6 protein-coding genes (1 of these 6 running past the window's edge) are annotated in these 21,344 nt (G+C 61.3%); 3 read left to right on the top strand and 3 right to left on the bottom strand.

Annotated elements, in window-relative coordinates:
• The 3 genes from AC3RLQ_RS07930 to AC3RLQ_RS07940 all read right to left on the bottom strand — a co-directional run.
• Nucleotides 1–9,903, bottom strand: partial view of an autotransporter-associated beta strand repeat-containing protein gene (locus AC3RLQ_RS07930; RefSeq protein WP_493035951.1) — the beginning only. The gene continues 17,394 nt to the left of window position 1, outside the view; 9,903 of the gene's 27,297 nt are visible here — the first part of the coding sequence; the start codon lies at nucleotides 9,901–9,903; its stop codon lies off the left edge, out of view.
• A gap of 899 nt (nucleotides 9,904–10,802) precedes the next feature.
• On the bottom strand, nucleotides 10,803–12,191 hold the full coding sequence (locus AC3RLQ_RS07935) for a sensor histidine kinase (RefSeq protein WP_493035953.1): 1,389 nt from the start codon (nucleotides 12,189–12,191) through the stop codon (nucleotides 10,803–10,805).
• A 4-nt stretch (nucleotides 12,192–12,195) separates the two neighbouring features.
• Entirely contained in the window at nucleotides 12,196–12,876 is a 681-nt protein-coding gene (locus tag AC3RLQ_RS07940) for a response regulator transcription factor (RefSeq protein WP_493035955.1), read from the bottom strand.
• A 172-nt stretch (nucleotides 12,877–13,048) separates the two neighbouring features.
• On the opposite strand from AC3RLQ_RS07940, the gene AC3RLQ_RS07945 reads away from it, so the two are divergent.
• From AC3RLQ_RS07945 to AC3RLQ_RS07955, 3 genes are all read left to right on the top strand, one after another.
• Nucleotides 13,049–15,295 (top strand): Ig-like domain-containing protein, encoded by a 2,247-nt coding sequence (locus AC3RLQ_RS07945; protein WP_493035957.1) that lies wholly within the window; start codon nucleotides 13,049–13,051, stop codon nucleotides 15,293–15,295.
• Between the two features lie 138 nt (nucleotides 15,296–15,433).
• On the top strand, nucleotides 15,434–16,030 hold the full coding sequence (locus tag AC3RLQ_RS07950; RefSeq protein WP_493035959.1) for an RNA polymerase sigma factor: 597 nt from the start codon (nucleotides 15,434–15,436) through the stop codon (nucleotides 16,028–16,030).
• Between the two features lie 22 nt (nucleotides 16,031–16,052).
• On the top strand, nucleotides 16,053–21,317 hold the full coding sequence (locus tag AC3RLQ_RS07955; RefSeq protein ID WP_493035961.1) for a beta strand repeat-containing protein: 5,265 nt from the start codon (nucleotides 16,053–16,055) through the stop codon (nucleotides 21,315–21,317).
• Nucleotides 21,318–21,344 lie beyond the last annotated feature (27 nt).

Raw genomic sequence — 21,344 nt, forward strand, 5'->3', positions numbered from 1 at the left:
GCCGGAAGCACTGACGCCGATATTCAGCGTGGTGGCGGTGACGCCGGTGGTGCCGCCCACGAGCGTGAGCCCGCCCCCGGGAATCACGATGGTGCCCGCAGTGGCGGCCGCAAGGTTCACAGTGCCCTGATTGATGATCGTTCCGCCGGTGTAGGTGTTCGCAGCGGTGAGCGTGAGGGTGCCGGTGCCCGCCTTGTTCAGGCGCGTCACATTCCCAAAGCCATTGTCCTGGATGATGGAGTTGATCACCATGTCGGAGACAAAGGTCAAGGTCTGCCCGCCGCTGGTGGAGAGGGCATTGTAATTGATGGACAACTGGGTTCCATTCAGCACCTGGGTGATGTAAGCGCCGTTGGGGATGCCCGTGCCGCTGATCGCCATGCCCGCAAAGAGGCCGGTGGTCGAAGTGACGGTGACCACATTGCTGTTGGCCACGGTGCCGGTGCCCACGACGCCTGTCCCGGTGACCGCATTGGTGGTATTGTATACCACGAGCTCGGTGATGCCCGAGGTGTCCGTGCCACCGGTGGTGAGGAAGCCGCGGGTGGCGGGCGTGCCGATCATGGTGGAGCCCACGCCGCTGTTGCTGTGGAGGAGGCCGCCCTTGATGATGTTGAGCACATCGTCCTCGCTGGTGAAGGCCAGGTCATTTTCAGTGGCACCGGCAAAGCGCAGGTAGTCGGTGGTGGCCCCGCCTGCATTCAAGGTGATCACCTGATTGATGCCGGTGATGCCGTTAAGAATGTTGGTCACATTGCCCGCACCAAAGCCATTGAGCGTGCCGCCGGAGTAGGTGTTCAGCACATTGGCTCCCAGCAGAGCCGTGGTGGTGGTGACCGTGCCGCCGGACATGTAGCCACCGGCGTAGCCCTGATAACCGACGGTTCCCACCGCGCCGATGCCCATGGAGGGATTGTAACCAGCCCAAGTATCGGTGTTGGCAATGGCCCAGGCACCGATGACGCCTGTGGCGGTGCTGTAACCAAGACTGGCGCTGTTGCTGACGAGGATGCGCGGATTGGAGCCATCAGCGCCTAGCGTGGTGCCGATGAAGTTCAAGATGGCATTCGAAGTGCGCGTGATGCTTGCGAAACCCAAATCCGCATTCGTGTAGGCCCCCGTGCCACCGACCGCCACAGTGATGTTGTTGACGCCAGAAGCCGCCGTGAGCGCCCCCAGACTCTCTGCAGTGTAGGTGTTGGCACGTCCGGTGAGAAAGAGGTTGCCGCCATTCATGAAGATCGACGCGGCATCGTTGACGCGGTCATTGTTGTTGATGAACAGGTCGATGTTGTTGTTCAGGCTGAGGTTCGCATAGTTCAACGTGATGGAAGATGTGTTCGCAAGCGTGGCGTTGTCCTGGAGCGTGAGTCCGCCGCCGAGTATGATCGTGGCACCGTAGTAGTTGTTGGCCGAGAGCATCGTGGTCGTGCCGCCGTTGACCCGGGCAAAGGTGATGGCGTTGGCCAGACTTCCGGTGATGCTGCCGGCCCAGAAGCTGGTGGTGGCGTTTGTGACCAGCAGAGCGGGACCGTTGCTGCTGGTGACTGTACCGCCGGCTCCAGGAACCACACCGCCGTTGCTGGTGAAGTTGCCAACGTATTGGACTGTGCCGTTCAGATCGAGCGTGGCTCCGTAGTTCACCGTCAGTGCGCCGCCGTTGTCGAACAAGGTGTTGTTCCCGGCTGAGAGCTTCGTGGTGCCGCCGTTGAGGATCGTGGCCCCGGTGTAGAACTGCCGGGCGGTGATGTTGAGGTTCCCGCTGAGTCCTTTGGTCAGGCCACCCGTGGCCACGCTGGCCACGGGGCTCGCGCTGTTCTGGAAGAAATTGGTGCCCGCCAGATTTTGATTGACCATCAGAGTGCCCACGAGAGTGCCGCCCAGATTCAAGGTGGCACCGCTGGCGACCTGGATGATGGCCTCTGTACCTGTCGTGCTAGGATTGACAGTGGTGGTGACGTTCACCGGCGCGAGCACGATGCGTGTGGCGTTCAGTGTGTTCGTGCCGCCGTTCACCAAAATGCCCCCGCTGCTCAGGGTGAGTGAGAGATCGCTGGCCAGACCTGTCGCGGCATCGTTGCCCACGCCCACGGTGAGGCCGCTGCCGTTGATGGAGAGCGCATTGAGAACGCGGCTACCAGGAGCAGCCCCGGCGGAGTAGAGCGCATTGGTGGTGGTGCCAGACACCTGCAACGTGACCGTCGGTGTGGCGATGAGGCTGGCGAGGGTGACATCTGTAGGCGTGCTGTAGTTCGTGAAGGTGGCGAGACCACTGGCCCCCATGGAAGCCCAGGAGGTGCCGCCGATGGTGATGCGGGGAAGGAGCGAATTGGCGGAGGTGGTGATCGCTCCATAGGAGGGCACGCCGAAAGTGATCGCGCTGCCGGAGGCCACGCCAGAGGCGGCCACGGCCTGGCTCAGCGTGACCGTGGTGCTGGTAAGGCTGGCAATTGTGGTGCCGTTCAAGATGCCCACACCCGTCACAGCCTGACCCGCAACGAGGCCCGTGGTCGAGGCAAAGGTCAAAGTGGTCCCTGTCACAGCGGCCGCGCTTGTGTTCAACAAGCTGCCAAAGTTCACCTGATTGGTGGCGGTACCGAGAGCCACATTGGAGGTGACGTCCAGCGTGCTGCCGGCGCTGACGGTCAATGAGGAGAAGTTCAGCTTGGTCGTGCCGCCGTTGCTGGTGATGTTGATGGCGCTCTGACCGCTGCCCCCCATGATCAGGGCACCAGCACCGGTGCCTGCCGTGCCTTCGATGGATCCGGCGCTGTTGCCGATGAAGTTGAGCGTGCCGCCGGCGAGTGTCAGCGCATGATTGGCCAGACGGTTGGTCAGGGCGGAACCACTGTTGTCCAGCGTGAGCGTCGCGGAAGGATTCACGGTGATGGCGGACGTGCCATTCAGAGCTCCGGCCGCACCGCTGATCACCGTCGTGCCGCCGTTCAGCGTGGTCGCGCCGGTGTAGAGATTCGTGGCTGTGAGCGTCAGTGTGCCTGTGCCTGAGTAGGCGAGAGCGTTAGCGCCGGTGCCTGCGTTATAAACGCCACTGATCAGTGCATTGCCAGAACCTGCGATGGTCAGTGTTGAGACGGCGGTATTGGTGATCCCGCCGGAAAGAATCAATGAGGATCCGCTGGCAATGTTGTTGGTCAGCACACGGCTGGCTGCCAGGGCCACGACACCGGCAAACTCAATGGAATTGCTCCCGGAGAGCACCGCCGCCGAAGAGGAGAGAACCACAGGATTGACGATGGCATTGGTCCCCGTCAGCGCCAGAGATCCGGCGCTGAGCGTACCACCGGTAAAGGTGAAGGTGCCCGCCGCGGTGCCGAAGGGATTCTTGGCGTTCACGACGACGTTGCCCTGTGACAAGGTCACACCTCCGAGGTGCGCATTGCTCGCATTTAAAGTGACGTTGCCGAGGGTGTTGAAGGTCAGCAGTGAAGTGTAGCTGGAAGGCAGGCCTGCATTGAAGACGGTGTTTCCTGTACCGCCCAGAGTCAGCGCCGCACTGGCGGCGACGCTAAAGGGGCCGCCGAAGGTGAGAGTACCGCTGGGGGCGATGTTGTTGAAGATGGAGCCTGCAGCTCCCAGGTTGATGATGGTAGAGCCGCTGAAGGCAATGGAGTTCAGACCGTTGAAGGTGAAGTTGATGCCGGAAGTGCCGGTGAGCGAAACGGTGCTGGCGATGGTGGTGCCGCCTGCAGTGAGCGTGAACATCCCGCCTGTGGCCCCCAAGGTCAGCAGAGTGCCGGTGCTCATGCCCAAGGGATTGGCCGTGGTGGAGGAGATGTTGCTCCAGCCGGGGCCAATGCCGAGGAAACCGTCGGAGACAGTCACACCACCGGTGAAGGTGTTGGCGGCATTCAGAATCCAGACACCGCCGTTTCCTTTAGTCACAGTGAGAGCTCCACCGTTGTCAGCGAGCACGGAGGTGACGATGTTGGCATCGCGGCTTTCGCCCGTGAGAGTCAGGGTCTTCGTGCCAGTGCCAAGAGTGACGACTTTGGTGATATTCAAGGCACCGCTGCCGCTGGAGTCGATGGTGTTGGTTGCGGTGGTCGTGTTCAGATTGATGGTGCGGGTGACCGTTTCGCCCGTGCCTACATAGAGGAGGTAAGCGCCGGCGGTGGTGCCGTTGCCGAGGTTTAACTGGCCGGTGGCATCCCCAAAGGAGCTCGATGCGCCGCCTGCGCCGATGCTTTGAACCGCAAAGGCTCCACCTCCGCTGATGAAGGTGTTGCCGGTGTAGGTGTTGGCGCCGTTGATGAGGAGCATGGAGCCGGCGGGCGTGGACATTGTCAGCGAGCTGCCGCTGGCCCCGCTGATGTTACCAGCCAGCGTGTAGATGTCTGCGGCGGTGGTGGCATTGTCCGTGACGGTGATGGTTCTGGCTCCGCCGTTGAGATCGATGGGATTCAGAATGGTGGTGTCTGAGAGGGCTGTGGCAGAGCCCAGCAGCAAGGTGCCGTTGGTGAAGCTGGTACTGCCGAAAGTCAGCGTCGACAGAGTGGAAACGCCCCCGATGGCGACGACGAGCGCCGAGCCTGATGCCGCAAAGCCACCACTGGAGGTGCCCGAGAGCCACTGCACCTGCCCTGCCCCGGTGCCGAGACTGCGGGTGAAAGTGCCGGAGGTTTCCAGCACGCCGCCTGCCAGCACCAGATTGCTGTTGGCAGACAGACTGCCCACATTGCCAAAGGTCAGCGACGTTCCACTGGCCACGGTGTTCGCGGTGCTCAAGCGGATCTGCAAAGGCCCGAGGATGCTGGCAATCGTGGTTCCGGGTGCAATGCCGAGCCCTGTAACGGTCTGGCCCACCGCGAGTCCCGCTGTGCTGGCGAGATCCAGCACCGTGGAGGCGATGGCGTTGGAAACGGTGGCGGCGGTGGTGAGGGTGGAGCCTGCATCCTGAGCGCGCAGTGTGCCCGCCGAGATGGTGGTGGCGCCGCTGTAGGTGTTCGCGGTGTTGCCGAGGATCCACAAGCCCGTGCCCGCCTTGGTCACACTGAGCGCCGTGCTGTCGATGGTGTTGTTGATGAGTTTCAGATCGATCTCGTTGTCTCCGGTGGAGGTGCCCTGCAGCGTCAGCGTCTTGGCTCCGGAGGTGGAAAAGGCAATGGAGCCCGTGTTGGTGAACCAGATGGCTGCGTTGTTACTGGTGCCGCTGCCGACAGCTGCGTTCCCGTAGCCGCCGGAGGAATCCAAGGCACCATTGCCCGCGAGAGTGAACAGGCGGTTCGTCTGCACGGACGGTGACTGGATGGTGGTGAGGAAGGAGCTGTTGTTCTGACCGATGTATTGAAGCACCCCTGCCGCAGTGCCTGCAGAGCTTCCGAGCACGAGGCTGGCTGCATTGCCCTGGGCGCTGCCGGTGCCGATGCTGCTGGCACTGCCGTAGTTGGCCAGCAGAGTCACGGCCAGAGTCCCTTGGGCGATGGTGGTCACGCCGCTGTAAGTGTTGTAGCCAATGCTACCCAAGGTCTGACCGGTGGGAGAGGTGCTGGCGACTGCGCCGTTGAGAGGATTCAGATACTGGGTGCCCGAGCCGTTTTTGGTGACATTGAGCACACCGTCACCATCCTTCAGCAGGCCGGAGAAAGTGGCGCTGGCCGTGGTGGTCACGTTGTATGATCCGATGTTTAACGTGGCTGCGGTGTTGCTGCCGCCACCGCTGTTGGTGATGGTGCCCGCACCGGTGAGCGCGCCGATCGTGATGGTGTTGCCTGCGCCTGCGGCATTGAGATCCAGCACGGCATCCTGGCGGACGGCGGTGATGTTGCCAGCAGTGGTGATGGCGCCCAGCGTAGCTGTTGCACCCGAAAGCTGCAGAGTACCCGCGGCAATGTTGACGTTGCCGGTGAAGGCATTGGCCCCGCTGAGGATCAGCTTGCCTGCGCCTGCTTTGGTGAGCGAACCTGCGCCGCTGCTGATGGCCGCGCTGATGGTGAGGGTGTTGGCATTGGTGCTGCCACCGGTGTAGACGATGATTTCACTGCCTGCTCCGCCAAGAGTGAATGCCGAGGAGCTGGAGCTGATCGTTGCGGAACCGTTGGAGTTGTCAAACAGTACGCCGCTGGTGCTGCCTGCGGTGCCGAGTGTCAGCACGCCGCCGAGGGTCAGCGTGGTATTATTGCCGGAGATCTTGAGCGCATTGATCGTTTCCGCCGCCGTGGTGGTTACACTGCCACTGCTCAGCCAGTAGGTGCTGGTGGCGGTGGAGAGCGAGGTGGGCAGTCCGGACACATAACCCGAGTAGGCTGAAACCACGTAGGGCCCGGTGCCGGTGACCGTGGCGAAGTCCACCGCGCTCGTGGTGGGATTGGTGTAGTAGGCGAAGCCGTTGTTGGCGGTGAGTCCGATGATGCCGTTCACCAGAGTGGGCGTTGTGGTGAAGCGGATGGTGGTGCCAGCGCCTGGACTGAAGTTCAGCACCGCACCCGCACCGCGCGCGCCGATGGGGATGGCATTGCCAAAGGTGAGCGTGGGCGTGCCACCATTGGCCGTGGTGATGATGTTCCCCTGCCCTGCGGTGGGGATGAGCTGCCCGACGGTCATCGCCGTGGTGCCTGCATCGGCTGATCCGAGCATCTGGAAAGTACCGCCAGCATAGCCGTTTCCAGTCAGTACATCCGTGGCAAACACGAGGTTGTTGCTGCTGGTCAGCGGGGCGGAGCCGCTGCCGCTGGCTGCGGTGGGCTGGACCTGGAGCGTGCCCCCGGCCACCGTGACAGTACCGCTGAAACTCTGCGCCACACCTGCGGCCCCGACACTGCCAAAGTAAAGCGTGCTGCCTGCACCGATGGCGGTGGCGATGGTGTTGTTGAGCACCACATTGTTGCCGTAGATGGCCGTGATGACCGTCCCGGCAGGCACATTGGTTCCCGTCACGCTTTGGCCGACGACCAGGCCCGAGGCGTTGGTGAGGGTGACCACGTTGGTGTTGGCGGCGCCGTTGAAGGTCAGCGCGGTGGAGGTGGCGATGGTTGCGGTCGTCGCGGCACTGAGCGTGATGGTCTTGGTGGCGCTGTTGATCGCGATGATGGAAGCGCCCGCCGGAAGTCCGGCACCTGCGGTGACAACCATCCCCACATTGAGCCCCGCCGTGCTGGCCAGCGTGACCGTGGTGCTGCCAGAGGCCGTGCTGCCGCTGGTGCTGATGGTGGAAATGGTGGACGCCGACGAGGCCTCTCCACCAAAGACGATCGAGGCACCGCTGCTGATGGCACCGGAGGTGGCCACGCTCAGCGTGACCGTGTTGGTGGTCAGCGCACTGATATAAGTCCCCGCAGCGATGCCGGTGCCGAAAACCTGCTGCCCGACCGCCAGACCGGTGGTGCTGGCAAAATTCAGCACCGTTCCGCCGCTGGAGGTGGTGTTGTTTGTCGCCACCGTGGCGCCTGCCGCGACTGCCGCGGCCGCATAAGAAGAGGCCGTGGGCGCATAGAGCCAGGTGCCGGAGCCACCTTTGATCAATGATGTCCGGTTGGTCGCGAGAGCGCCGTTGTCCAGAATGACACCGGTGATCTGATTGATCACCGCAGGAGTGTTGAGGGTGTTGTTGTAACCTTCGAGGTAGAGTGTCTTGGCACCCGCCCCTGGAGCGGCGATGTTGCTGGTCAGCACGAGTGCCGTGGCGCCCGTGTTTGAGGCTGCCTGCTGCTGATTGGCAAAAATGACAGCGCCCCCTGACGTGCCTGACAACATGACGGCCTTGTTGGAGGTTTCACCGACACCGCCTGCGGCTGATCCCAGATAATTCAGAATGCCATTGGTGGTGGTGCTGCCGATCTGGATGCCGCCGCTGCCTGTGCCCGTGGTGGTGTTCACGTTGAGCGCGCTCAGCGCATTGACGTACACGCTGCCGTTGGTGATGTTGAAGGCACCGACGTTCGTGGAGGCGGTGCCTTGAATGGCCAGTGCGCCATACCCGGCCTTGGACCAGATCTGATCCACATTGCCCACGGAGCTCAGGAGATTACCCGTCAGCAGAACATCACCGTTGGCGGTGATGGTGTAGGTTCGGGTGGCGGAACTGTCCTGGGATAGAAAGCTGGTGTTCAGGGTGAGCAAACCGTTAAGGTTGCTGGTATAGCTGTGGTTGTTGCCTGTCGTGGCAGAGAAGCCGTAAGCGATCGTCCCACCGGATCCGATCGTGATTCCATAGCCGTCATTGCCGTTGAAAGTGGTGACGAGCGCGCTGGTGGATGTCAGTGCTTCATTGAGACCTGGTGAGATGACGCCGTTCACACTAGCGCCACCAAGGGCGACGGTTTGATTGATGCCCACGCCGCCCACGGCGCGACCTGCATAGATAGCGGTGCCTGAGGCACTGACATAGGAAACTGTCTTCTTCGAGAAATCCGTGTTGCCTGGGTCCACGCGCAGCTCGTAGGTGCCGGCGTAGGAATACATGGATTTGTTGTCAACGGCGGCGCCCAAGGCACCCGGGGAGTAGGTGCGCAGAAACGAGCCTGTCACTTCCACCGCACCGAGGAAGTTGTTGTAGGGATTGGCCAGGGTCACCTGCCCGAGCAGGCCACCACCGCTCCAGCGGTAGAAAGAAAGCGCGCCCACCGCCCCCCCGGTCACGAAACCGTTGAAGAGGAAATTGCCGTAACCATTGACCATCAGGTCAGTGCTGCCTGCAATGTTGATGGTGGACGTATTGCTAAACGTCATGGTGCCGGCGACAGACCCCACACGCGTCTCAGTGTTCGACGCCGAGGTGAAGATGCCGCTGTAAGTGTTGTTGCCGATGTTTACCAACGCATAACCGGCGCTGTTGTTGGCACCGCTGATGCCGTAACCGGCAACGCTGAGATTCCGCGTGAAGTTCATGCCGGTGGTGCCGCCTTGAACCACCAGCGCACCACCGGCCAGCGAGCTGTTCAAGCCTGAAACCGTGATCGTCGTGGTGGAAGCCCCGAGCTGCCCCATGTTGCTGACGACGAGGGTGCCGCCAAGGACGTTGGTAAAGCCGGTGTAGCTGTTGTTGTTGTTGGTCAGGTAAACCACGCCCCCTCCCGTGAGCGCGATGGAACCGCTGCCTGAGAGCAGGCCGGCAAAGGTGTTCCATGAGCTGGAGTTGGCGATGTTGGTGTTCACTGAATAACCGCCCACCGCCGAGGTGAGCGCGCCGCCGAGCGTGAGCACTGCGCCATTGCCGAGCACCACATTGCCACCCAGAGCACCGCCGCCAGAGAGAGAGCCCACGGATTGATTGAAGCCATTGAGATCCAGCGTGGCTCCGGCGACATTGGCCAGCGACAGCGCCGAGCCCGAACTGAGAGAGTAGGCGCTTCCTGCTTTCAAAGTACCCGCCAGTATGCTGGTGGCACCCGTGTAGGAATTGATACCAGAAAGTGTCACGATGCCCGCGCCCGAACTGTTGACGGTGAGACCACCCGTTCCGCTGATGCCACCGCTGAGCGTCATGCCACCGCTGGATGTGTTGCTGAGAGTGAGCAGATTGCCGCCATTGCTGAGGCTCCCGGCAATGGAGAGCAGACCGCTGGAGCTGTTGGTGAATGATCCGGCTGCCCCCAGCGTCAAAGTCAGATTGCTGTCTCCGATCGTGATCATTCCGCTGGAGGCCCCCACCACAATCCCGCCCGCTCCAAGAGTGAGCACCTGCGCCGAGCCGTTGCTGACCAGCGTGTAGCCGGGGGCATCAAAGCTCAGCCCGCCAGCAGTGATGCCTGCGGCCAACGTGACCAGACCACCCGTGCCCTGAAAGGCCGCCGTGTTGCCGCCGACATTCGTCCAAAGGTCATCGGCTCCACCGGTCAGCCAGTTGGAAGTGGACAGGTCCCAGGTGCCGGCACCTCCGCTGCCTGTCTGATCTTGAGCCGGATCCCAAACGAAGATCGCTGCATTCAGTGGGACAGGCAGCGTCATCAAAGGAATCAGCAAGCACAGGCAGATGCCAGTCAAACGGGCCAGTGGAGAAAGACGGGCATCCAAAGACTTTGGACGGTGCAAAAGGCCTCTTTTCTTGAACAGTGTTAAGCTGTGCAAGGCATGAGCATGCCGGGTAAAAACAGAAGAAAAGCGCTTCATAGTGGGGTGGACGAGCGCATCTCACCTGAGCATACGCTGATCCAATCCCCGGTTCTCCAAGACCCCGAATACCGCTAATTAGACGCTATTTGTGCACCTTGGTACTTTTGTGCCTCTTTGCAGTTCGCCTGTGCACCCGTGCCAATTCTTCAGAGCAAGTATGAGCCTCATTTATGAAACCCGGGCGAGGTATTTTAGTTCCTCCTTCCAAACGAGTGCTGCTCATCTGGCAGCACCTTGAGGCGCGGCCCGCGCACCTCAGCCTCTCTTCTTTGATGATACCGGCGGTCGGACTCGAACCGACACATCCTCACGGATACAAGATTTTGAGTCTGCAGTTGAAGGGCAGCGGTCCCTGGCGTGTGATGCCAGGTAGATGGGCATTGTCGATGATCAGCTTCAAGTGGAAGCACAAATAAATGACCCTGGAGCTTTATGCAGCCCTGCTTCCAGCCATCCGGAAACCTTTTTAAAGCGGTGTCGGTGGGCTGCTCTCCCTGAATCATCTAAATCGCCAATCCAAACTACGTCATCCGAGTGATCGAGCGTCAGGGAGTACATCCATTCTAGCCCCACAGCTTTCTCCAACTTTAACGGGAATCCTGCTGCAGATGGTTCAGGTCCCATGCATGCATGAGCAGAATATCGGAAAGCGCACGCGCTGCTCTTTTTGCCAACTCATCCATTTCGGTCGCGGGCAGCCACGCGTTGAAAGAGAAGCGCGCTTTGTTTTCAAATCAGACGACGTTGGCTGAGGCGAGGGGATCGCCGGCGGGGAGGTCGATCCAGAATTCGGCGCCGGATTCATCCAGGTTGCGGCAGCCGGTGCTGCCGTTGTGGGCGTGGGCGAGGGCTTGCACGAGGCTGAGGCCGAGGCCCATGCCGGGGGTGTTGGCGCTGGCGGCGGAACCGCGCATGTAGCGCTGCCAGATTTTGGTCTGATCGGCGGCGGTGAGGCCAGGGCCGGTGTCGCGGACGGAGATGCGTGCCTGTTCGCCATGGATGCTAAGCGCGAGGGTGATGATGCCGCCGCGCGGGGTGTAGGCGAAGGCGTTGTCGAGGAGGTTGGCGACGGCCTGGTTGATGCGCTGGCGGTCGAGCAGCACCCAGCGGGTGTCGGGGGCTTCGAAGATGAAGGTGAGGCCGCGTTCATCGGCGGCGGCTTTGTAGAGTTCGAACAGATCGGCGAGCAGCTGGCGGAGGTCGATGATTTCGAGGTGGAGCTTCAGGGCTTTGTGCTCGGCGGCGCGGGTGGTGAGAATGGTCTGCACGAGCTCGGTGGCGCGGTCGAGCTCTTCGAGGCCGCGAGCGGCGGCGTCGCGGGCGGTGGGGTTGTCGATGTGATCGTGGAAGGTTTCGAGATTGCCGCGGATGCGGGCGAGCGGGGTGCGCAGCTCATGGGCGAGGTTGTCATTGGCGCTTTGCAGCTCTGCGGTGAGGGCATCGATGCGGTCGAGGCCGGTGTTGAAGGCGGTGGCGAAGGCCTGGAGTTCGGGGACGGCGCCGGGTGCCTGAAGCCGGGCCTCGGTGCTGCCCTGGGCGAGCTTGCGGGTGCTGAGCATCATCTCCTGCACGGGGCGCAGCACGTGACGCACGAACCACCAGAGGGGCAGGAGCATGAGGACGGTGGAGGCGAGTCCGGCGAACCAGAGATGACGGCGGATGTGATCGACGTAGGCGAGGTCTTCGGCGTCGGTGCGACCGAACCAGAGAGCATTTTTATCATCGAGAATCTGACAGCCGACGAGCAGCTGCTGCTGGCGTTCGGTGTGTGGAATGGTCATGAGCCAGGTCTCGGATGGCTTCAATTTTTTGGGCGGGCGTTTGGGCCAGTTGTAGCCTGCGACGGCGTCCGGGGTCTGCTCGAAAATGGTCTCGCCCGCAGGATTGGTGATGCGGACGGCCTGGCTTTCCTCGTGTTTGCCAGCGGCAAAAACTTCGGTGAGTTCCTTGAGGCCGTTGCGGTTGTAGAGCACGGCGTACTCACCCAGGTCATCGAGCACGACGGCACGGGCGATGCTGCTGAGATTTTGCCGCATGGCCCAACCGGCCACGGTGATGCAGAGGGCGGTACTGATGGCCATGAGCACTGCCAGCAGCAGACCCAGCCGCCAGGTGGACGGCATGCGCTCAGGGAACAGTTTTGATAACATAGCCTTTGCCTCGGACGGTTTGCAGGTGGGACGGCTGGCCGGGTGGGTCGATCTTCCGGCGCAGGCGACAGATCATCGCATCCACGACATTGGTGCCGGGGTCAAACTGGATGTCCCAGACTTTTTCGAGCAGGAATTTTTTGGTGAGGGTGCGGCCTTCATTGGCGAGCAGCACCTCCAGGAGCGTCCATTCGCGGGGCTGGAGCTCGATTTTTTCGTCGGCATGGAGCAGGCGGCGCTTGATGGGATCGAGCGTCCATTTGCCAATGTGGCGTGCGGCAGGAGCGGCGGCGCTGCCTGCGGCGCGACGCTGGAGCGCCTCCAGCCGTGCGAGCAATTCCTCCATGGCGAAGGGTTTGGTCACGTAATCATCTCCGCCGGCTTTGAGGCCGCGCACGCGATCGGTGACGTTGTCACGGGCGGTGAGAAAGAGTACCGGGAGGCCGAACCCGCGTGCGCGCATTTGTTCGACGACGGTGAAGCCATCCATGTCTGGGAGGCCGACATCGAGGATGACTGCATCAAAGGCCTGCTGGGTGAGGCGTGAGAGTGCGGTGATGCCGTCCGTGCAATGAGTGCAGGTGTGACCTGCCTCCTGCAACCACAGGAGGGTCTGGCGCGCGAGTTCGGCATCGTCTTCAACAAGCAGGATATGCATGGTCAGAGCCAACATAGGCATGGGGCTGGAAAAAAGGCACGAAAATTGAGCCGGGGCTTCACTTCATTACCAAACGATAACGTGCCGAGCGGCTGGGGGTGTGGAGCAATACGCAGGCATGAACAGGTCATTTCATTGTTGGAGAAGCCGAGGTGCTGCAAGCGCCGTACTGGTGCTCCTGTTTCCGTCCCTGCTGCTGGCAGGGGGCGGACAGTGGACGGTCGTAGCCTGGAACAATCTCGGCATGCATTGCATGGACGACGATTATTCGGTGTTCTCCATCCTGCCGCCGTTCAACACGATCAATGCGCAGGTGATGGACGCGGCGGGAAAATTGATCACCGATCCGACGACCGCAGGTGTCACGGTCACGTATCATGCCGTCGCAAATCCGGATGGGTCGATCAACACGACATCGGCTGGCAAGACGAACTTCTATGACTACGCAGCGGTGCTCTTTGGGGCGAACGTGGGCATGGACCAGGGACTGGCCGGCAAGGCGATGCCGGGCGCGGGCAACACGCCGCAGACGATGAACTGGGTGGCGGGCATGAACTGGTTTGAGGCGGCGGGCATTCCGCTGTGCCCGAAGGACGATGCGGGGAACAAGAATCCGTATCCGCTGATGCGAGTGACGGTGAAAAATTCCTCGAACGTCGTGCTGGCCAGCGCTGACATCGTGGTGCCGGTGTCGGATGAGATGGACTGCCGCGCGTGCCACAAGTCCGGATCCGGTGCCGCGGCCATGCCTGCCGCAGGCTGGGTCAATGACCCGAACGACAAGCGTGACTTCCGGCTGAACATCCTGCGGCTGCATGATGAAAAAAATGCGGCTGATCCCAACTACGCGGCGGCACTCGCGGTGATGGGATATCCGCCGCAGGGGCTGTATCACAGCGTCACTAACGCGAACAAGCAGGTGCTGTGCGCCGCGTGTCATGCCTCCGAGGCGCTGGGCACGGGCGGTGCGGCGGGAGTGAAGGCGCTGACGGCGGCGATGCATTCTAAGCACGCGGCCGTCACCAACCCGACGAACGGACTGCAGCTGGACAACGTTCTCAGCCGCAACTCGTGCTACCTCTGCCATCCCGGCTCGACCACACGCTGCCTGCGCGGCGCGATGGGCGGCGCGGTGAACGCGAGCGACGGATCGCTCGTCATGCAATGCCAGAGCTGTCACGGGCAGATGAGTGATGTGGGGAGCACCGCGCGCACGGGCTGGCTCATGGAGCCGAACTGCCAGGCCTGCCACAGCGGCGATGCGGAGGCGAATGAAGGCGCGATCCGCTTCACATCCGTCTTCACTGCGCCAGGCGTGATGCGCGTGCCGGCGAATCAGCGATTTGCCACGAATGCAAACACGCCGGCGGCGGGGCTCTCGCTGTTTCGTTTTTCAAAAGGGCATGGTGGACTGGTGTGCAGCGCGTGCCATGGCAGCACGCATGCGGAGTACCCATCGTTGCATCGTGACGACAATCTCTACTCATGGAACAAGCAAGGGCATCGCGGCAAGCTCGCGGACTGTACGGTGTGTCATCCATCGATGCCCACGAACAGTGTCGGCGGCCCGCACGGCATCCATCCCATCGGCAGCCAGACATGGGTGAAGGATCATGCCGACATTGCGCGGGCCATCAGCCCCAACTACACCGCGTGCCGTGAATGCCACGGCGCCGACTTGCGCGGCACAGCGTTGTCGCGTGCGCAGGCGGACCGGGCGTTGAGCACCAAGTTCGGTCCGTTCACCTTGAAGCGCGGCATGGAGGTAAGCTGCTACTACTGCCACAACGGTCCGGGCAGCAGCAACGCCAGCACGCATGTGGGCCCGACGGTCGCGAATGCGCAGCTGACGGTACCGAAGGACACGCCCACGAGCATAGCGCTCACCGCCAGCGGCACGAATCCACAGCTTCGCGTCATTCAGCAACCCACGCATGGCACCGTGGGCATCGCGGCAAAGGTGGCGACGTATTTCCCGGATGCGGCCTATCAAGGACCGGATGTGTTCACGTATATCGCGAGTGATTCGGGCAGCTTTGTCGATTCACAACCCGCAACGGTTTCCGTCACGGTGGGAGGAACGGATTACAGCCGAGATTCGGATGGCGACGGTCTCAGTGACTGGATCGAATACGCATTGGGGCTCGATCCGCTGTTGCGCACGAGTCTTTTGCCGCAGCAGTTGTTTGAGAGTGCCAACGGCACGTCATATCTCACGCTGCGTGTGTTTCGCGGGCCGCTGCTGCCGGCTGACATGAGCACCCGCATCCAGGTCTCCGGGGACCTGATCCACTGGACGCCTGCCGCCGTCATCACCAATTCTGCAGTCGAGCTGAAGGCACGCGATACGACACCAGCCAATGCCGCGCCTGCGCGATTCATTCGCGTCGAGGCTGTCCGCACAACACCTGGTCCGTGAGCAAGATATGCACAGCAAATGCCAACCCAGGAATGGGCAGGCGTAGAGGCACGCAAAGTGAGGCGGTTGTTCATTACCAAACGATAACGTGCTGAGCGGCAGGGTGTGTGGCGACAATGGGGGCACAACCACCAAGCCATGAACAACACGGTCCCCCATGCTGTCAGCGACGAATGCAGCCGCTTGTTTGCGCAAGCTCTGCGCGGGGATGCTGATGCCGCGACGCAGCTCTATGCCCAATGCGTGCCGCCGCTGTCGGGATGGCTTGCGCAGCGCATCTGCGCCCATGCCGCAGAAGAGATGGCGCATGAGGCGATGGTGCTGGCATTTCGCAACGGTGACCGCTTCAAGCCGGGGCATTCTTTTCGAGTCTGGCTACGCACACTGGCCTGGCACCGTGCGCTGAACATCCTGCGCAATGACTCGCGGAGAAGGGCACGCGAGCAGGCCTATCTGCAACTGGAGCAGGCGGGTGAGGATGAGGAGTACAAGTCATCGCCGTATCTTGAGAGGTTGGAGTCTTCTCTCGCGGCGCTGCCTGCTCCTGAGCGCGAACTGCTGGAGCTTCATTATCTCGAAGGAAAAACCAGCCGGGCGATTGCGGAGATGCATGGCCGTTCGCGGAGCGCTGTGGCGGTCCATTTGCACCGTCTCTGCCAGAAGCTGCGCACGGACATCGAGTCTTCACAAAGGCGGGGCCGTGCCTGCCATGAGTCCAAGAAGTTAGCAGCCTGATTGTCTAACGATCCAACCCTTTATGAAACACACTGCTCACAGCCAGCCAACCACCAGGAAGATGTCTCAGGGACACCTCTTTGCATGCTTGATCACGGTCATCATGCTGACCTTCGGCTCAGATGCGGCACAGGCCAGCATCGCCTACGGGAGCATCAACAACTTTGACACGGTGAATGATACCGGCAGCGAGGCCCACGGGTTTGAGATCGAACTCGATGACATCCACAGCACGGACATCACGTACACCTATAACTACAACCATTACGGAGTGCCGGAGATCACGGAGGACAACTCGGTGGCGGGGCATCCGAAGGTGTTCATTCGCTGGCAGAGCAAGAAGAATGCCGATGGCACCTGGGCGGCCTATACGGCCATTCCTGCGGCGCCGATCCCGCCAACGCAGGGGCATCAGTTTACCAACCCTGCGGTGAACTTTGGCGGGGAGCACTTTGGAGTTGGCTATCGGGCGCAACCCAGTGCGGTGCTCTACAACTGGCTGATCGACAACGGAGCTGGTGCCTTGGTGCATGGTGGCGCGGTGCAGGTTTCGACGCCGACGTTTACTTACTATCCTCCAGCGGCCGCAGCGCCGGCGCAGGTGCAGGCGGTGATCGTCCCGCCACCACCGCCAGTTCCGCCACCGCTGCAGTTTGGCAAAGCGGTGTGGGTGAAAGAGATCAAAACCAAGACGCATAACGCCAACAAGGTCAAACTGCGCGAACTAGTCTCCGATGACCCCGACAACGCGAACGACAAGAATTGGAAGAACGGCGAACCCGATGAGGTCGAGACGGAATGGCGCATCCTGCAGAAGAACAGTGGTGCGGCTGATGGTGGCCCGAACAACAACGTTGCTGCTGCCGCTGAAGATTTGCCGAACGGCAATGAAGTCGTGACACGGCGCTACGAATTTTACAAATACACCGGGCCGCTGGATGCGGAGACGGGCGAGGCGATGGCGACGGCGGTGGGAGCAGACGGGCAGCATGGCTCTGGCTCCGCGACGTATGCGGATCATTTTGACGGCGCACTGGGAGAGTGGGTCACTGTCACCACAGACATGACCACGAAAGTGGTGGTGGGGGATTTCACCGGATCGCAAATGGCTGCGGTGGATGTGAATGCCGCAGTGGGTCTCATTGATCACGCAGGCGAAGGCAAGGTGGGCAAGGCCTTTGCGCCACGCACGGTGGTGGTGGAAGGCGCACTGCCATTCACTGCTTCGAAATCGGGAACCGTGCCGCCGGGGCTGACCTTCAACGAGGCAACAGGCGTCCTCTCCGGCACGCCGAGCAGCGCGGGCACCTTTAGTTTTGCCGTGACTGCCAGCGATGGTGTGAATCCCGACGTGCAGAAGAACTACACGATGACCATCGCGGCGGCGGGTGCGGCGCTGCCTGCGCAGAGCCTGCTGGACACGGCTGCAGCCCCTGTGGGTGCGGGCACGACCACCGGCGATGGTTCCTTCGGCGTCGGTGCAGATGCCACCGTCACCGCCACGCCCGCCGCCGGCTACTTGTTCCAGAACTGGACGGACAACGGTCAGATCGTCAGCACGAACAGCAGCTACACGCTGGCCATGGATGTGAACCACTCGCTGGTGGCGAACTTCGTGCCGGACGTGGTGCAGTGGTCCGTCACGACGAGCGCCGCCCCTGCGGCGGGCGGCACCACAACGGGAGATGGTCTCATCAATGATGGTGCGAGCACCACGGTCGTAGCCACCGCGAACGCGGGCTACGGTTTCACGAACTGGACTGAGGGCGCGGCGATCGTGAGCAGCAGCGCGAGCTACACCTTCAATGCGACCGCGGACCGCGTGCTTGTGGCGAATTTCGCCGCATTGCCGTCCTATACTGTGAGCACCAGCGCTGCGCCAGTGGCGGGTGGCACAACGAGCGGTGACGGCGGGTTCATCAGCGGCAGCAGCGCCACGGTGACGGCCACGGCCAATGCGGGCTACTTTTTTGTGAACTGGACAGAGAACGGGACGCAGGTAAGCACGAATGCGAGCTACACTTTCAATGTGACGGCCAACCGTACGCTGGTGGCCAACTTCTCCGTCATAGGCACCGTTCTCCGCACGATCTCGACCTCTGTTACGCCGGCAAACTCAGGCACGACCACCGGTGGTGGCTCGTATGGTGATGGCACAAGCGTCACCGTGGTGGCGACGGCGGCACCGGGCTACAAATTCAGCAAATGGAAACAGGGCGGAAGCAATGTGAGCAGCGCTGAGAGCTACACCTTTACCGCCAACGCAGACCGTGCGCTCGTGGCGACCTTCACACCCGTTTATTACGTCACCGGGACGTCGAATCCGCCCGCAGGTGGCACCACGGAGGCGGACAGTCTCAGCTACAATCCGGGTGATGGCGGCAACATCATCGCCTTTCCCACCGCCGGCTGGCAGTTTGTGAACTGGACGGAGAATGGCAACATCGTTGGCACAGGGACGACGCTTAGTTTTACTAATGTGCAGGCTAACCATGGCTATGTGGCGAACTTCGCACTGACAGGCGGGGTGAACATCGCCACGAGTGCGGGTCCGGCGGCGGGAGGTTCGACAAGCGGTGACGGCAGCTACTTGATTGGGGACAGTGTGACCGTCAACGCGGTGCCGAATGCAGGATATGCTTTCGTGAACTGGACTTCAGGTGCGGCCGTTGTCAGCGCGAACGCGAGTTATACTTTCACCGCGAGTGCGAACCGAGTGCTCGTGGCGAATTTCGCGACGGCGAATACGATCACAACCAGTTCTGCGCCAGCGATCGGCGGGACCACGAGCGGCGGTGGAGATTATGCAAGCGGCGCGAGCGTCACCGTCACCGCGACGCCAGGGGCTGGTTACAGTTTCCTCAACTGGACGGATGGCACGACCATTGCGAGCACGAGCGCGTCCTACACCTTCACCGTGAGCGCCAACCGCACCTTGGTGGCTCATTTTGTTTCGGGCTACACGATCTCAGCCGCTCCTAGTCCCACTTATGCGGGCAGCATCAATGGAGCGGGCATCGTCAATCCGGGCACGAGCGTCACACTTTCTGCGGCGGCGAATCCCGGCTACACTTTTGTGAACTGGACGGACCTGACTGGCACGGAGGTGAGCAGCAGCGCGAGCTATACATTCACCGCGAATGACAACGCCACGCTGACGGCGAACTTTGTCGCGGCACCGCTGAGCATTGATTTTGATTTCGACACGGCAGCGCCTGTGCCAGCGGAGAATGCACCGCTGCCGCTCGTCCAGACGAAGGCGGGCTACACGGTCACGTTCAGCTCACCGGCGGCAGATGCCTTCAAGATCACCACGGAGGGCGCCAGCGGGCGTGTGCTGTCATTGTTTAGCGGGAACTATCTGGAACCGCTCGCGGACAATGCCACGCTCGTGCTTCAGCTTGACGTTCCCGTCACAGGTGTGAGCATTGATTTTGCCACGGTGGAAGCGCTGAACGTGGCGGTGCCTTCGAATGTGCAGATCACGGCCTACGACACCAGCAGTGGTGCACCGGTGAGCGTGGGCACGGGCATCGCGCACGGCACTGTGACGGCAGGTGACACGCTGCCGGCCGGCACGATTAATTTTAATTCAACAGGCGGAGCCTTTGACAAAGTCGTGCTGCAACTGCCGGACGCGCCGGTTGGAGCGGTTCGGTTCCTGGTGGACAACATCCAGGTGAGTCCCGCCTCGAGTACTGGAGGCACCCTGACACTGACCAATCCCAACTGGAACATCACGCTTACAGATTTCGGCTACTCGGATTTCCTGCTCGACAACACGCCCGGTTTTGTCGGGCGTGAGTATCTCTCTGGCGAGTGGGGCAGCGCCGTGGCTTACCAACGCAACGGACAGACTCAGACACCCACGTGGCTGGATCCCAATTTTCTCTATCCCGACTGGCAGACGAACTCGAACTTCCATGTCGTCACGGGCATTCATCTGGCGGGCAGAAACCTGGATGGCCTGCCCATTGCGGAATCAGTCATCGCCAACAACGATCTCGAAATCACACTGCGTTTTGAGATGGTGGACACGGTCGTGGGCACGCCCATGGGAGTCACGCCAGCAAGCGCGGCCAATGCGGGCGCAGCGATCAAGAGCAATCGATATGTGATGAATCAGACATTCATCGTGAAGAACATCTGTGGCGACAGCATCACCAATCTGCAGCTGTTCCAACTCCTGCATGGTTTCATCTCGCAGCATGGTCAGTATGACAACCGCAGCTATGCGGGGAAGCTTTCGGAGTATCGATACGACGCCACCATGTCGGGAGTGGACACCAGCGCGGCTGGAACTGACAGCTCCAGCATCGGGCTTGAGGATCTCATCGGGTTCCATGCCAAAGTGGCACCTACGGCATTCGAGATCGGCAGCTATGGAACCGAGGGCAATGGCGTTGACGATCACGTCACGGGCAAGCCTTCGGACGGGGTTCATCTGTCGATTGAGAACAACTGGCAGAGCGCCCCGTATGCCGCGCGAGTGGGACGTGACTCTTTCGCTCCAGCCAACCGCTGGATTGCTGGCGGCCAGCGCTGGGACCTGGGCACGTTGGCTCCGGGGCAAAGTGCGAGCCTGGACATCGTGTTAAGCCTGCTTACCGGCACGAAGGTGGTCATTACCGGCGGCGGTTCCGGCGGCAAAGGCGGTGGAGGCAGCTGCAACGGCGGATCCTCGCATGTTGGAGGGGTCGATTTCGAATTCGACGACATCAGTCAGGAGGGCACCTTCTTCGGTGAACATTCCGAGGCTGATGACGCAGAAATGGCGGAACGAGAAGCAGAGGGTGAATTCGTGCTGCCAACGGTTCAGACTCCGAACACCACACGCAGACAGTTATGGAAGCTGAGTTACAACGGCGTTCACACGGGCAACATCAAGCTTAAATTTGCCTACGATCCGAGCCTGCTGCCGGCAGGGTATGATGAAAACCAACTCGTCATCTACCACTTCCGCAACGGCACATGGGAGAAGCTGAGCTGCAAAGTGGACGCTGCGAAGAATGTCATCGAGGCCATCACTCCCAGCCTCTCTCCTTTTGTGCTCGGAGTGAATGACGTGGTCGTGAAGCCACAGGTGGAGATTTCCCTTTCCACTCCTGGTTCACTTAACGTGACCTGGCCCGATTCGTTCACAGGCTGGACTCTGCAGGAGGCGGTGGATCTAAATCCATCGAGTTGGGTTAATTCAACTCGTCCGATGACATCGTCGGGCGGCTACAACAGCGTGCTGGTTCCCATCAACTCTGGCTCAAAGTTCTTCAGACTGGTGCGGCCTTAGAGCCTGTTGCCTGCTGATTAGCGCCTG

Source organism: Prosthecobacter sp. GW821-HT29F12, from assembly GCF_058803405.1.